Annotated in this window: 14 protein-coding genes; 6 read left to right on the top strand and 8 right to left on the bottom strand. The window is 68.1% G+C overall.

The window, feature by feature from the left end:
- Positions 1-11: 11 nt before the first annotated feature.
- Together DFO65_RS12110 and DFO65_RS12105 are read right to left on the bottom strand one after the other, a co-directional pair.
- Positions 12-929 carry a LysR substrate-binding domain-containing protein gene (locus DFO65_RS12110; protein ID WP_113904699.1) on the bottom strand — a complete coding sequence of 306 codons (918 nt, stop codon included), beginning with the start codon at positions 927-929 and terminating at the stop codon, positions 12-14.
- Positions 930-950: 21 nt separating this feature from the next.
- Positions 951-1,412, bottom strand: coding sequence for a MarR family winged helix-turn-helix transcriptional regulator (locus DFO65_RS12105; RefSeq protein ID WP_113904698.1), 462 nt, complete (start codon positions 1,410-1,412; stop codon positions 951-953).
- Between the two features lie 154 nt (positions 1,413-1,566).
- Here DFO65_RS12105 and DFO65_RS12100 point away from each other — a divergent pair, with 154 nt between their 5' ends.
- The gene (locus tag DFO65_RS12100) at positions 1,567-2,229 is read left to right on the top strand and encodes a maleylpyruvate isomerase family mycothiol-dependent enzyme (protein WP_113904697.1); all 663 of its coding nucleotides are present in this window, start codon (positions 1,567-1,569) and stop codon (positions 2,227-2,229) included.
- Between the two features lie 150 nt (positions 2,230-2,379).
- Here the strand turns inward: DFO65_RS12100 and DFO65_RS12095 are convergent, their stop codons facing one another.
- The 3 genes from DFO65_RS12095 to DFO65_RS12085 form a co-directional block, all read right to left on the bottom strand.
- A complete protein-coding gene (locus DFO65_RS12095; protein ID WP_113904696.1) occupies positions 2,380-4,020 on the bottom strand; it encodes an amidohydrolase in 1,641 nt (546 codons plus the stop codon).
- The gene (locus tag DFO65_RS12090) at positions 4,017-5,333 is read right to left on the bottom strand and encodes an MFS transporter (protein WP_220151315.1); all 1,317 of its coding nucleotides are present in this window, start codon (positions 5,331-5,333) and stop codon (positions 4,017-4,019) included. The genes DFO65_RS12095 and DFO65_RS12090 overlap by 4 nt, the downstream gene beginning before the upstream one ends.
- 95 nt (positions 5,334-5,428) lie before the next feature.
- Positions 5,429-6,514 (bottom strand): C45 family autoproteolytic acyltransferase/hydrolase, encoded by a 1,086-nt coding sequence (locus DFO65_RS12085; protein WP_113904694.1) that lies wholly within the window; start codon positions 6,512-6,514, stop codon positions 5,429-5,431.
- Positions 6,515-6,758: 244 nt separating this feature from the next.
- On the opposite strand from DFO65_RS12085, the gene DFO65_RS12080 reads away from it, so the two are divergent.
- Complete coding sequence (locus tag DFO65_RS12080) at positions 6,759-7,772, top strand: LacI family DNA-binding transcriptional regulator (protein ID WP_113904803.1); 1,014 nt, start codon at positions 6,759-6,761, stop codon at positions 7,770-7,772.
- 3 nt (positions 7,773-7,775) lie between these two features.
- Here the strand turns inward: DFO65_RS12080 and DFO65_RS12075 are convergent, their stop codons facing one another.
- Positions 7,776-8,174, bottom strand: a complete 399-nt coding sequence (locus tag DFO65_RS12075; RefSeq protein WP_113904693.1) for a cupin domain-containing protein — start codon at positions 8,172-8,174, stop codon at positions 7,776-7,778.
- Positions 8,175-8,345: 171 nt separating this feature from the next.
- On the opposite strand from DFO65_RS12075, the gene DFO65_RS12070 reads away from it, so the two are divergent.
- The 4 genes from DFO65_RS12070 to DFO65_RS12055 all read left to right on the top strand — a co-directional run bounded on the left by DFO65_RS12070 (position 8,346) and on the right by DFO65_RS12055 (position 13,052).
- Positions 8,346-9,800: an NAD(P)/FAD-dependent oxidoreductase gene (locus DFO65_RS12070; RefSeq protein ID WP_113904692.1), complete on the top strand. Its 1,455-nt coding sequence runs from the start codon at positions 8,346-8,348 to the stop codon at positions 9,798-9,800.
- Between the two features lie 253 nt (positions 9,801-10,053).
- Positions 10,054-11,886 carry an amino acid permease gene (locus tag DFO65_RS12065; RefSeq protein ID WP_113904691.1) on the top strand — a complete coding sequence of 611 codons (1,833 nt, stop codon included), beginning with the start codon at positions 10,054-10,056 and terminating at the stop codon, positions 11,884-11,886.
- Positions 11,883-12,749 carry a universal stress protein gene (locus DFO65_RS12060; protein WP_147233350.1) on the top strand — a complete coding sequence of 289 codons (867 nt, stop codon included), beginning with the start codon at positions 11,883-11,885 and terminating at the stop codon, positions 12,747-12,749. Before DFO65_RS12065 ends, DFO65_RS12060 begins: the two co-directional genes overlap by 4 nt.
- 135 nt (positions 12,750-12,884) lie before the next feature.
- Complete coding sequence (locus tag DFO65_RS12055; protein WP_245940698.1) at positions 12,885-13,052, top strand: hypothetical protein; 168 nt, start codon at positions 12,885-12,887, stop codon at positions 13,050-13,052.
- A 99-nt stretch (positions 13,053-13,151) separates the two neighbouring features.
- Here DFO65_RS12055 and DFO65_RS12050 read toward each other — a convergent pair whose 3' ends face one another.
- Positions 13,152-13,829 carry a homing endonuclease associated repeat-containing protein gene (locus DFO65_RS12050; RefSeq protein ID WP_113904689.1) on the bottom strand — a complete coding sequence of 226 codons (678 nt, stop codon included), beginning with the start codon at positions 13,827-13,829 and terminating at the stop codon, positions 13,152-13,154.
- Positions 13,830-13,936: 107 nt separating this feature from the next.
- Positions 13,937-14,245, bottom strand: a complete 309-nt coding sequence (locus DFO65_RS12045; protein WP_342766929.1) for a biopolymer transporter Tol — start codon at positions 14,243-14,245, stop codon at positions 13,937-13,939.
- Positions 14,246-14,439 lie beyond the last annotated feature (194 nt).

Here is a 14,439-nt window from a genome sequence, read left to right as displayed (position 1 = left end):
ATTGATCGAATCTATGAGCCGGACCCGAGCACTTCCTTGCTCAGCTCGCAGAACGCCTCGGCGCGCCTGCTCAGCCGCAGCCCCTCCGGCCACACGAGGGCGAGGTCGATGCTCGGGAAGTCGTCGAGGAGGGGGACGTCGACGGTGCGCGTGCCGATGTACGTCCCCGAGGACACGCTCTGGTTGAGCAGCGTGTACCCGTGCCCCATCGCGACGAACGAGCGCACGGTCTCGTAGCCGGAGAAGCGATGACGGACCTTCGGGGTGACGCCGGCGATGCGGAAGAGCTCGTCGTAGTATTGCCGGCTGTAGGGCATGTCGAGCTGGATGTAGTTCTCCTCGGCGAGCTCGCGCAGATGGATCGGCTCCGGCTCACCCTCTCCCCCGGCGAAGCGGTGCGTGGGCGAGACGAGCGCGTGCGGGTGGACGACGTCGACGAGATAGGTGTCGAAGCGGTCGGTGAGCCCGAGCGTGTACATGAGCGCGATGTCGCAGTCGCCGGAGAGCAGGGCCCGCTGCAGTGTGTCGAGGTCCGCCTCGAAGTAGTTGACGGTGACGTCCGGGTAGCGCTTCTCGAACTCCTGGTGGATGAGGGGCAGGCGCACCGGCGCGATCGGCGAGAACACGCCGACCGTGAGGCGGCCGGTCACCGAGCGCCCGAGCCCCTGCGCCGCCTCGCCAAGGGCTTCGGACGCGTCGAGGAATGTCGTGACCTCGGACAGGAACCGTCGTCCCGCCGGTGAGAGCACGACCGCCCGGTTCTTCTGCCGGATGAACAGGTCGATGCCCAGGGTCCTCTCCAGCTGCGCCATCGCCGTGGAGATCGCCGATTGGGTGACGTTGAGCTTCTTCGCCGCCTCGGTCATGTTCTCCCGCCGCGCGACCTCCTGGAAGTACCGCAGCTGCACGAGCGTGTAGTCAAGGGCCATGGCTCACATCATCGCACGCGGTCAGCCCGCGCCGGCGGCCCGGTCGGGCCCGGGAGCGTAGGGGTCGACGATCTCCCGCAGGCGCAGCAGGATCGACCGCAGCGTCTCGAGATCGGCATCGCCGAGGTGAGCCCTCCATTCCGCCTCGACGTCGGCCTCGATCCGGCGGGCGAACGCGATCGCCTCCCGACCGCGATCGGTGATCGTGATCAGCCGTGCCCGCCCGTCGCTGGGGTCGGGTGACCGAGTGAGGAATCCGGAGGAGACGAGCTCGTCGACGAGGTAGGCCGCGCTCTGCTTGGTCAGCTGGGCGGACTCGGCCAGTTCGGTCAGTCGCGAACCGTTGTCGTTGACGCGCTGGAACAGCCGGCCCTGAGCGAGCGTGATGTCGTAGCCGGCGGCGACGGCCGCGTCGAACACCCTCTGCTCCATGTGCCGATAGGGGAGGAACGCCAGCACCCCGAGGCTTGGTTCATCCGTCATCTCTCCTCCATTCAATTCAAACAGGGTTCGCGCGACCTCTTGTGGAGTCGCACCGATGAGATCTATAATAGTCAGACTATCTGACTAAATCATCGGATGCGCCGTCTCAGCACCTCACTCTCCCACCGACCTGCTCACTGAAAGAAGTCCGACGATGGACTCGACACTGTGGTCCGAAGTCGAGGCGGAACGACTCAGCCTCGCCGACCTGCTCTCCACGCTTTCCCCCGACCAGTGGGAGACACAGTCCCTGTGTGCCCAATGGCGGGTGCGCGACGTCGCCGCACACCTGTCCATGACGCCCACCGAACCGTCGCTCGGCGCGATCGCCCGCGGCCTGGTCAAGGCTCGCGGGCGCATCTGGGACTTCGGCAGGGACGTCGCCCGTGAACACGCCAAGCGCCCCGTCGAGGTGATCGTCGCCGAGCTCCGCCGCGACGCGGCGTCCCGGCACCTGCCGGCACTGACGAACGGCGATAACTGCCTCCTCGATGTCCTCGTTCACGCTCAGGACATCACCCGACCACTCGGGATCGACCATCCGCTGCGTCCGCTCGGAGGGGCGTCCGCCTTCCGCCATGCGTGGTCGATGGGCTGGCCGTTCTTCGCCAGACGCCGGCTGCGCGGTCTGCGCCTGATCGCCGACGATGCGGACATCGACGTCGGCGGCGGCGAGGTGGTCGAAGGGCACCTGGTCGATCTGCTTCTGCTCACGACCGGACGCACGTCTTCAGCCGTGCCCCGTCTCACCGGGCCGGGAGTCCGCGTGCTCGCGCATCTGCTCCCACCCGGCTCCACGGCCCAGCCGATGTCGTGACCGTCCGCGGGCGCGGACAGATGCGCCCAGACGGCCGGGAAGGACCGCGAAGACCGGGACGGTCCGCGCGTGCCTGGTCGCCCGGGCTCGGTCCCGGGCCCGGCGAGGTCCGGCGCCTCGAGCACGACAGGCCCGGGACCGCGACACACCTCAGCGGAGGCCGGGGATTGCCTCGGCGCCGTGGACCGGCTCGCCGCCGATGACCGTGACCCGGGCCTGCGTGTCCCGGATCCGCTCCGGCTCGACGGCGAGGATGTCCTGGCTGAGCGCGACGAAATCGGCAAGCTGCCCTGCCCGCAGGGTGCCGACGTGCTCCTCCCGGCCGACCGCATGAGCCGAGCCGAAGGTGTAGGCCCGCAGCGCCTCGGCGATGGCGACCTTCTCCTCCGGGGCGAAATCGGCGCCCGAGGACGTCTTCCGATTGACGAGGTCGTGCATCGAGACGAAGGGGTTGGCGTCGGAGACCGGGGAGTCGGTCGAGCCGGGCACGACGATGCCGGCGTCGAGCAGTGAGCGCATCCGATAGGTTCCGCGTGCCCGCTCGGGGCCGATCGCGTCGATGATGCCGTCGCCGAACTCGGAGATGAACACTCCCTGGGGCACCGGGATGACGCCGAGCTCCGCGGCTCGGGCGACCTGGGCGTCGGTGGCGATGGCGAAATGCTCGATGCGATGGCGGGCCCGTCGCGGCAGGGCGGACTGTGCCGCGGCGACCGCCTCGAGGGCATGGTCGATCGCGCGGTCGCCGATCGCATGGGTCGCCACCGTCCAGCCGGCCCGGTGGTAGGCGGGGACGAGCTCGAGGAGCTCCTCGGGATCGACGACCATGATGCCGCGATTCTCCGGCTCGCCGCAGAAGCAGTCGTGGACGGCGGCGGACCGGCCGATGAGCGATCCGTCGGAGATGATCTTCACCGGCCCGAAGCGGAGTCGATCGTCGCCGAAACCCGTCCGCACCCCGAGGTCGAGGGTTCGCAGGCCGTCACTGTTGAGATCGAGTTCGTGGAGGACCTGGTGGAAGGGCATGACCGTCATCCGCGGCCGCAGCCGGTTCGTCTCGATCGCCCGCTGGTAGGTGTCGAGGACCGGGGAGTTGACGCCCATGGCCCCGCCGACGAGGATCCCCGGCTCGGTGAGGCTGGTCAGCCCGTAGGCGAGAGCCTGGTCGGAGGCGAGCCGCAGGCTCTCGATCGCCTCCTCCTGGGTGACCTTGGCGGCCTCGAGCTGGATGAGCTCGCCGGCGGCCTCCTGGAGCAGCCCCTCGGCGCGGCCCGCGGAGTCGCGGACGACCCTGCCGCCGGCGACGTCGGGGTAGCCGAGGCGACCAGTGGCGCCGACGAGTTCGAAGGCCCGGGTGTTGGCGACGATCATGTGGTGGGAGACGTGCTCGATGATCGCCGGACGCCCGCCCGTGACCGCATCGAGGCCCTCGGCGGTGGGATGGGCGCCGAGGCGGTTCTGGTCGTAACCGCTGCCGCGCACCCAGGCGCCCGGCGGCAGGGTCTCCGCCCGCCGGCGCAGCGCCTCATAGAGTTCGTCGAGGCTCGTCACCGCAGGGTAGCGCAGGTCGACGTTGGCCAGCTGCTCCCCGGTGCCCATCGTGTGGTGGTGGGCGTCGTGGAGGCCGGGGACGACCCGGGCGTCACCGAGGTCGTACTCGGCTGCCGCGTCGAGCCCGTCCACCTCGTCGACGGCGAGGATCCGACCCTGATGGACGGCGAGGGTGCGCGCTTCCGGGTGGGTGGGGTCACCGGTCCAGAACCGCCCGTGCCACAGGCTGTCGATCGTCATTCGAGTGTTCCTTCCGTCGAGGGAGCGTGGACGTCCTTCGGCCGCAGCTTGGCGAGGCCGATGACGCCGAGGATCGTGAGCACGACCTGGGCGATGTAGAACCACATCACCGCCCATGGGCTGTTGCCGGTCGAGTTGAGCAGCCACTGCGCGATGATCGGCGTCGATCCGCCGAAGATCGTCGCACACAACTGGTAGGCCAGTGACACTCCGGTGTAGCGGATGCGGGCCGGAAACGACTCGGCGAGTGCGGTGGCGAGCATCGCGTAGTACGCCGTCGCTCCGATGGTATTGATGACGATCGTGATGCCGAGGAAGGTCGCGTTCGTCGACTGGATCGCCATGAAGAACGGCGGGGTGCCGACTCCGGTGATGACCAGTCCCCAGATGAGCACCGCCTGGAGGCCGATCCGCTCGGCGATCGTCGCCGCGATCGGCTGCCAGAAGAACTGGACGACCGCCGAGAGGAGAATGAGGTTGAGGACGACCGCGCGGTCCATGCCGAGGATCTCGGTCGTCCACGAGAGCATGAAGGTGTTGTTGAAGTACGCCGAGGCGATGCCGACGATCGAGGCGAAGACACCACAGACGATGAGCAGTGGAGCGACGGTGAACGCCTCGGCGACGGGCACCTTGGGCACCTCGCCCTGCTCCTTGACCTTCGTGAACTCCTGTGATTCCTCGACCTTGGAGCGGATGACGAAGGCGATGATGACGAGAACCGCGGAGAAGAGGAACGGGATCCTCCAGCCCCAGGAGAGGAACGCCTCGTCGGGGAGCAGGCCGACGAGCATGAAGGCGAGCGTGGAGAGGATCGCTCCCGCCGGCGAGCCCTGCTGGACCCAGGCGCCGGCGAGCCCGCGCTTCTTGTCCGAGGCGTTCTCCGTGGCAAGGACGACGGCGCCGCCCCATTCGCCGCCGACGGCCAGGCCCTGAGTGGCGCGGAGGACGATGAGCAGGATGGGCGCGGCCATCCCGATCGTCGCGAATCCGGGCAGCAGGCCGATGCCCGTCGTCGAGACTCCCATGATGAGGAGGGTCGCGATGAGGGTGTTCTTCCGCCCGAACTTGTCGCCGAGGTGGCTGAAGACGAGTCCGCCGATGGGTCGGGCGAGGAATCCGACCCAGAAGGTGGCGAAGGACGCGAGGAGGCCGGCGCCGGGTGCGAGGTCGGGGTAGAAGACGTCGCCGAAGACCAGGGCGGCGGCCGTGCCGAAGAGGAAGAAGTCGTACCACTCGATCGAGGTGCCGACGAAGGCGCCGATGATGGATCGGCGCTGCCGCTGCCCAGGTGTCTGGTGTGTCGTGCTCATGGAAGTCTCCATTGACTCGTGTCAGGGTGGTGGACGGGTGGATATCGGTCGATGCTGTATTGGAGGCGGCGCTGCGGTTGCGGTGGTGTGGCGGCTCAGCCGGCGATCGGCTCCCCGACCTCGAGGACCTGCCACTGCCCGGTCGACAGCTCGGTGGGGGCGCCGGACAGGATGCTGATCCTCCGGTCGGTCGGCTCGGTGATGATCGTCGCGAGAGAAGCCCACCGATCGCCGAACCCCAGGCTCATATCGGGAATGCAGGTGAGAGGAGCCTGATCCGGAGCGGTCTGGAGCAGCGCCACCATCTCCGCGGTGCTCGCCGGCGGGTGCGCCTCGAGTCGCTCACGCACGAGGGCGAATCGTTCGACCGATTCCGATTCGTCGATCTCCGGCTTCTGCCTGCTCAGAGGGAGGGGGTCCTGGAAGTGGTTCGTCCGCAGGACCGACCCCTCGGTCTCATCGATGACGAAGACCCCGACCGGGCTCACTTCGACAGATGCGGCCCGCTCGGCGTCGATCAGGGTGAACGCCGAGGACGAGTGGATCGGGGTCGAACGGATCAGGTCGATCGCCTCGGCGACGCTCGCGCATTCGGACAGGAGCACACGCTGGAGGAGGTGGACGGGCACCCCGTCGGCGCTGTCCTCCTCGTGCTGGAGGAAATTGAAGTGCACGGCCAGCCCGGCCGAGTTCACGCCGATCTTCGACAGGATCCCGTGCTCGGTCAGCCCGGCGAAGCGGTGACCGGGACCCTCGACCGACTGAATGTGCCAGTACGGGTCGAGCTCGACATGCCAGTCCCAGGTCTGCACTCCGCAGCGCTTCCCGTCGATGACACGGGAGAACGTCGAGCACTCATGGGACGGCTTTCGGCTCAGCGCGAGGATCTCCGTGCGGGCGTTGAGCGCGACGATGCAGGCGAGGTCGAGGCCGGCAGCCTCGGCGATGCCCGTGAGCTCATCGACGATCTCGGGTCGCCACCGCCCCACAGTTGCGAGCACCGTCGCCACTGCGGCCGCTTCGGCCTCGGGATCGATGCCGAGCAGCCGGAAGAGCTCGGAGTACTTCGCATACGCGCCAGGCAGCTCGTCGCGCAGCGCGCGGCCCCGTGCCGAGCCCAGTTCGCGATGAGTCGCTCCGGTGAGTACCAGGTGCTTGCGTTCGACCGTCGTCAGGGTCATGTCTCTCCTCGTTGATGTCAGCCCAGGGCGCCGTGTCCACCAGCCGCCGTCGGCGCGGGACGTCGCTCCCGCGGTTCCGATGGCGGCGACCTGAGCTGTCGGCTGCGACAGCACCGGCTGTGGACTGAGTCACGCCGAGAACGACCCTACCGACCAAAACGGTTTACGTCAACCGTTTTGGTTGACGTCGTCCCCGCGCCCGGGCAGGCATCCCGTGCAGTGGGCGAACGGCTATCCTGTCGTCATGCATCCCACCCGTCGACCGACCATTCGCGATCTCGCAAAAGCGGCGGGAGTCTCGCCCACCACCGTGTCCCACGCGCTCAATCGCAAGGGCAACGTCAGCTCGTCCACGATCCAGCGCATCGAGCGGATCGCCGCGGAGATCAACTACCGCCCGAGCGAGATCGCCCGCGGTCTGCAGCAGCCCAGGATGGGGATCCTCGCCCTCGTCATGCGTCCACTCGCCTCCCTCGACACATTCCTGCCGAACGGCGTCGACTACTTCATCCGCATCATCGGGGCCGCCTCCCTGGCGGCGATGGAGCGCAACTACACCCTCATGTTCGTCGATGATCCGAGCAAGCCGGGCGCACCCTTCGGAGCCCTCACCGCCGACGCCTACATCGTCACCGAGCCTGTTGCCGACGACCCGGTGCTCAGCTTCCTCGCACATGAGCGCAAGCCGTTCGTCTGCCTGGGCGCGGACCCCGCCCGTCCGCAGGAATTCGCGGCGATCGTCGAGGACGCGTCACGGCAGGTCGATCTCGTCTACTCCCACCTCACCGAGGCGGGGGCGAAGAGGATCGCCCTGGTGACGGGAACGGATGAGAACCAGTGGAACCTCGGCACGACGGAGGCGGCCCGGAGCTGGTACCGCGATCACGGGCAGGAGACCCTGGTGCTCGCGGTCCCCGAGGTCGAGGGCGAGGCTGCCGGCGAGCGCATTCTCGGTCACTTCGATCGCGAGAAGCCCGACGCCTTCTACTGCCTCATGGGCAGGCATGCGACCGGAGTGGTCAGGGCGGCCCAGTCCCGCGGGCTCCGAGTGCCCGAGGATCTCCTCGTCGCGGCCGGGTCCGGGACGATCCAGAATCGCACGGACTCCCCGTCGATCACGAGCCTCGACCTCAGACCGGAGGAACTCGCCGTTCTCGCGGTCAGGAGCGCGATCGAGATCGCAGAGGGTCGCGGCCTCGACGACCTGCCGAATCCGCCGGAGAACACCCTGGAGGTCCGGGAGTCGACCACCCGCTGACGGTCAGCAGGCTTCTCCCCCGGGGGCGATGTAGAGCTTGCGCAGGGGTTCGCCGTCGACGTACCAGCGGGTCCTCATCCCGTCGCCGAGGCGCACCAGCGTTCCCGGCGTCAGTGCGATGGGCTCGCGGACGGGCTCGTCGAACTCGATCCGCCCGGAGCCGGAGAGGACGACGAAGACCTCGTCGCCCTCGATGTCGCGCATGCTGCCCCGGCTCATCTCCCAGAGTCCGAACTCGGCACCGCCGATGTGCCCGAGCTCCGCGGTCCCTGTCGTCGTCGCGGACCGGCGGTCGCTTCCTCCGTCGAGGCTCTGCCAGTCCTCGATCGGTGCGTGGTCGAGGCTGACCGAGTGGGTGTCGAGGACGATCTCATCACTGGGGTGCGGCTCCGTTGCGCTCATGGCCCCAGTCTATCCAGGGGCGGTCCCATCCGGTTGTCGGAAGCACGGATTCTGCGGGCCGAATCGCTGTATCCAGATGACAGGACGGTCACCGGCGACTGTTTACAATGCCCATGACGTGGGATAGAACTGAATCCGTACACCCCTTCACCCTTTCTCCAGGAGTTCCCGATGTCGTACCTCAACGGTGAGGCCGCACACTGGCTGGCACAGTCGCCGGCCGAGCCCACCCCGCTCGTGCCCCTGCCCACCGAGAAGCAGGATCTCGTCATCGTCGGTGGCGGAATGACCGGGCTGTGGTCGGCCTACTACGCACGTCGCGCCCATCCGGAGTGGTCGATCACGGTCATCGAGGCCAAGCACGTCGGCTACGGGGCGTCGGGACGCAACGGTGGTTGGCTGTCGACGCTGATGCCGGGCAATCGGGCGCGATTCGCCGAGGCGGTCGACCGCGCTCGCTCCGCCGATCCCACCGGCCCCGTCGGTTCGGCCGGGCTCGACGGCGTCGAGTCGGTGCGATCGTTCCAGTCCGCGCTGTTCGACTCGATCGACGAGGTCCTCGACGTCCTCGACCGAGAGGGCATCGACGCGCATCAGGTCCGCGGGGGCCACCTCGACGTCGCGCAGACTCAGGCCGGCATGGCCCGGCTCGAGGAGCTCGTCGAGGCGAACGAGAAGTACGGCTACGGTCCGGAGGACATGGAGGTCCTCGATGCCGAGCAGACGAGGGCCCGGGTCAACGTCGACCAGGCGATGGGCGGAGTGTTCGTCCCCGGCACCGCCCGCATCGACCCCGCACTCCTGGTCCGCGGCCTGGCCCGAGTGCTCCGCGACCGGGGGGTGACGATCTGCGAGGACACCGCGGCCGCGCACATCTCCCCAGGAGCCGTCGCGACGAACCGCGGACCCGTGTCGGGGGAGACGATCCTCGTGTGCCTCGAGGGCTATTCGGACACCGTCACCGGCGATCTGCCCGGTCTCGAGGGGCGGCAGGTCATCCCCGTGTTCTCGTCGATGATCGCGACGAACCCGCTGCCGGCCGACGCCTGGGCGTCGATAGGCTGGGAGGGCAGGGAGTGCCTCGGCGACACCGCGCACACCTTCATCTACGCCCAGCGCACCGCTGACGACCGGATCGCGATCGGCGGTCGCGGAGCGCCGTATGCTTTCCGGTCCGGTCTGCCCGGTGCTGGGGAGGTCCCCGCCGAGGTGGTCGACCTGCTCCGGGGCCGCCTGTCCTCGCTGTTCCCCGACCTCGACTTCGAGGTCGCCCATGCGTGGCGGGGTGCGCTCGGGGTGACCCGCGACTGGTGCGCCGGGATCTTCTTCGACCAGTCGCAGCGGATCGGTGTGGCCCGCGGCTATGCCGGGCACGGGGTGACGGCGACCCACCTGGCCGCGAAGACCCTGCTCGACCGCGCCGCCGGCGCCTCGACGCCGCTCACGGCCCTGCCGTGGAACGACCACTTCTCGGGGCAATGGGAGCCCGAGCCGATCCGCTGGCTGGGCGTGCGCTCGATGTACAAGATCTTCACCGTCGCCGATGCATGGGAGAAGACGGCCGGGGCGAAGCGCACGAGCCTCCTCGCCCGGTTCGGCTCCCACCTGGCCGGCCTCGCGGAGTAGGGGCCGGGGGCGTCTGCCTGATGGGACGACCGGGCCCGATGTCGGCACCGTGACAGCGGCGGCACAGGCGGGGAAGGCTGAGAGCGTCGGCGGCATGGGAAGTGGTTGATCCGCAGCTGTTGACAATCCGAGGCGATGGAGAGCATAGTTCAATACGCTCTTCAATCCATGTAGGCCGCCCGTTCCCCCGCAGGGCCGACGGGCATGCACATCAGTGCCGATCATGGACCCCACCGATCAACGAGGATTCGCCATGGGTGCTCCACCGACCGAACTCAAAAAGGGCCTGAAACAGCGGCATCTCACCATGATCGCGATGGGCGGGGTCATCGGAGCCGGCCTCTTCGTCGGTTCCGGTGTGGTGATCGGGGAAACCGGGCCGGCGACATTCCTCGCCTATGCCCTGACAGGCGTCCTCGTCATCCTCATCATGAGGATGCTCGGCGAGATGGCCGTCGCCAACCCCTCCACTGGCTCCTTCGCCGACTACGCTCGGGAGGCCCTCGGCAGCTGGGCAGGGTTCTCCTCGGCCTGGCTGTACTGGTACTTCTGGGTCATCGTCGTCGGCTTCGAAGCCGTGGCTGGAGCGAAGATCATCCAGTTCTGGCTGCCGGAAGTGCCGCTGTGGGTGCTGTCCCTCATCCTCATGGCACTGATGACGGCGACCAACCTGTTCTCCGTGTCGTCGTTCGGCGAGTTCGAGTTCTGGTTCGCAGGGGTCAAAGTCGCCGCGATCATCGTCTTCCTCGCGCTCGGCACTTTCTTCGTGCTCGGGCTCTGGCCCGGTCAGAGCCTGGATTTCAGCAACCTGTGGGCGCACGGCGGCTTCTTCCCCAACGGCGTCGGCACGATCTTCACCGCCGGCGTCGTCATCATCTTCTCCATGGTCGGAGCCGAGATCGCCACCATCGCCGCCGCCGAGTCACCCGATCCCGGACATGCGATCGCCAAGGCGACCAACTCCGTGATCCTGCGCATCGCGGTGTTCTTCGTCGGCTCGATCTTCCTCCTCACCGCGATCCTCCCCTGGAACTCGGAGAACCTCGCGGCCTCGCCATATGTCTCGGCGTTCCAGACGATGGGCATTCCGTTCGCCGACCACATCATGAATGCCGTCGTGCTCACCGCTGTCCTCTCCTGCCTGAACTCGGGCCTCTACACGGCCTCCCGCATGCTGTTCGTCCTCGCCGCCCGCCGCGAAGCGCCGGTGGCCCTGATGAAGGTGGGTCGACGTGGGGTACCGTTCGCCGCGATCCTCAGCTCGAGCGTCGTCGGGTTCCTCTGCGTGATCGCGGCGGCGATCTCGGAGGACAAGGTGTTCCTGTTCCTCCTCAACTCCTCCGGCGCCGTCATCCTCTTCGTCTATCTGCTCATCGCCGTGTCCCAGGTGGTCCTTCGTCGCCGCACCCCCGATGCGAAGCTGACCGTGAAGATGTGGCTATTCCCGGGGTTGTCGATCATCGTCATCCTCGCGATCGTGGCGGTCCTCGTACAGATGCTCTTCGACCCCGACACCCGTTCACAGCTGCTGCTCAGCCTCTTGTCCTGGGCGGTCCTGCTCGTCGTCTTCTTCGCGACGAAGCGGATCCGCGACCGCGGGCCCGTCGAGACACCGGAGGCAGCTCCGACAGGTGATGCCCATCGCGTGCTCGTCCTCGCCAATGAGACTGTCGAAGGCACGGAGCTCCTCGACGAACTCCGCGCCATCGACAGGAACGGCGACGCCGAGTACCTCATCAGCGTGCCGGCGAATCCGATCGACACCGGTCAGGCCATGCACTCGGGTGCGGTCTACATCTGGGATCGAACCGTTCAGGCCGCTCAGGAGCGCGTCGATCGCACGGTTTCGCTGCTGCAGAGCGAGAATCTCGACGTCCGCGGCGAACTCGGCGACTACCGTCCCCTGCGGGCCCTCACCGATTCCGTGGAGTCGTTCCGTCCCGATCAGATCGTCATCTGCACCCTGCCGCTGGACAGGTCCGCGTGGTTGCGTTTCGACGTCGTCGATCGCGCGAAGGAGATGTATCCGCGGATCCCGGTCCGGCACGTCATCGTGCACCCCGAGCCCGCCGAGGCACAGCAGTGACCGTCCTCGCCACCGTCGCCACTGGTCAACGAGGCAGCGCGGCGGCCCATCTGGCGGGGATGCTCGCCCGCTCGACGGAGGAGTCGGTGACGGCCGCGGCGATCGTCCCCGCTCCGTGGCCGCCCAGTCCGTTCGGAGGGGATGCGGAGTACCTCGCGGCGCAGAAGCGGACCTTCGCCGAGGCACTGGCTCGGGCCGAGGACATCCTCGAGGGTCTTGCCGTCGAGAGCCTCATCGAGGAGTCCCGCTCCGTCTCATCCGGGGTCGCGGAGCTGGCCCAGCGCCTCCAACCATCGTTCGTCGTGGTCGGTTCGAACACGCGCGGACCCATCGGGGTCGTGTCGCTCGGCAGTGTCGCCCGGCGACTGCTCAGCACCCTGGATGTGCCCGTCTGCTTCGCCCCCAATGGGTTCACCGCAGCGGCGGATGCGACCGTCCACCGCGTCACCGTCGCATTCGGCCGGGGCGATCGTGACAGCTCCCTGCTGCGCGAGACCGCCGAGCGCACCGAGCCGTTCGGGATTCCGATGCGGATCGTGTGCTTCGCGGTCCGTCCTCCCGCACGGGGGTCGATCGAACCCGGCATCGAGGACCTCGTCGTCTCGGAATGGGCCGATGCCGTGCGCGGCGAGATCGAGCCGACGTTGTCCGCGGCGGGGCTCGAACCCGATTCCGTGGAGATCGTCGTCGCGGCCGGTCGCTCCTGGACCGATGCGATCGCGGAGGTCGACTGGGAACCGGGAGACCTGCTGACGATCGGGGCGAGCACCTCACCGGTGAGCCGACTGTTCCTCGGGGCCCACGCCTCGAAGATCGTCCGCAACTCCCCGGTGCCCGTCGTCGTCGTCGGTCGCGGGAACTGACACCGTCCGTCCGGGAGCGCAACCGCGCCAGGCGGACGTGCTCCCGCAGCTCGTCACTTCTTCCGGCCGAGCTCTGCCGTGGGGATCCGCGTCAGTCGGACCCCGATCCGGGAGTCTCTGGGAATACTCGAGCGCGTGCTCGGCGAGCCGACCGCGAGCAGCGGTGCGAGCAGGGGCCAACGCTGGGTCTACTTCCTCTCCCCGTGGGACATGCAGTTCGAGCTCGTCTCGTTCCCCGACGGCAAGGCCTACGAAGTCGACGCCGACACCCTGCTGTGGGATCCCCGCTCCCCTGAGCGGTGAGGTCGAAAGCCAGGTACGTCAGGGTCGATTTTCCACCGCAGAATCGACCCTGAGGTACCGGGAAATCCTTCAGAGGATGTGCAGCAGCACCCTTCTGGTTCAGTCCGCCGAAGCGAGCGCCTGCTTCCAGCTTCCGTAGAACTTCCGCACCGCCGCGGCCGAGGGCACCTCGCCCTTGCGCTCGGCGGCGAAGGCACCGTACTCCTTGTAGGTCGCAGCGACCCCCCGCTTCCCGCAATCGGCGACGAATGCCGTCATCGTCCGAGCGTAGGCGTCCGCGTCGAAGCGCAGCTGGCCCTTCGCGCGGCCGGCAGCGCTCGTCGCCAGTCCGGCGGCTCCCAGCGCGGCGTTCCACGAGCCGAATCGCTGGATGGCGGTCTGGCTCGTCGGCGGCCAGATGCTCGCCCCCTTGGTGGAGGTCGCGCCGAGGTCCGTGAGGATCGCGGTCCTGCGCGCTTCGTAACGTGCCGCCGACAAGGCCACCGGCTCGCTTCGCGCGCGCAGGGCTGTGATCGATCGCGTCACCTCGGCGATCATCGCTGCTGCGGACTCGTCGGCACGGGCTTGGCTGCGGAGGGAGGCCTCCACCTCGGCGAGGATCTCCCGGTCGTCGGCGCTCAGTGAGGAGGTCTCCGTGTTCGGGGCGGAACCGTCCCTCGCCGTGGTCACCTCGGCGACCATGCCGTGCTCCTTCGCGGCGACGTAGAGCAGCGCTCCCAGCACCGCAGGCGTGGACGTGTGGGACTTCCCGTTCGCAACCTCGTTCACGGCCACCATCCTATGCGGACGAGGACTAGTCGAGAGGCGAACACGTCGAGGCGGCCCACCGCCGCGTGCGCTTCGTCCGAGCTCCCAAGCGCCTCCTCGTCGAGGTTGCGAAGAGCTCATTCGAGCTCCCGGAGCGCCTGTTCCGCGCGCCGCCGTCGCTCCTCGATGCCCATCTCCCACCAGTAGTCGCCGCGCTCCCCGAGTCCGTGCTTGGCGATGTTCACCCTGTTCCGCACGTCTCGCAGTTGTTCCTCGTCGCCCGACTTCTTGGCGACGCGGACACCGCTGCGCGCCTTGCCGAGGTGGCTCTTGAGCTCCTCGACCACCTCGGCGGGAAGCTCCGGATCCGTCCGCCGCCAGCGCCGGTCGTTGATGACCATCCACTTCTCGTCGTCGGTGCGGCGATCCTCGTCTTCAGTGTTCACACGGTCACCATAGACCCCCGTGCCGTGAGTGTGCTGCCTGGCCGGCGGCAGGTCGCCGCAACACGAGGTGCCGGGCGCTGGTGCATCCGAGCCCACGAGACCGCCGCGGTTCACGGCACTGCGGCACTGAAGCACCGGAGCACCTGACCCACGAGATCGCCGCCGCTCCCATGTCCGGGGCCAATGAGACAATC

This window comes from Brevibacterium sanguinis (assembly GCF_003315415.1).
GTDB lineage: Bacteria > Actinomycetota > Actinomycetes > Actinomycetales > Brevibacteriaceae > Brevibacterium > Brevibacterium celere_A.
The sequence above is the reverse complement of the archived record's forward strand: the minus strand, read 5'-3'. Positions and strand labels throughout refer to the sequence as shown.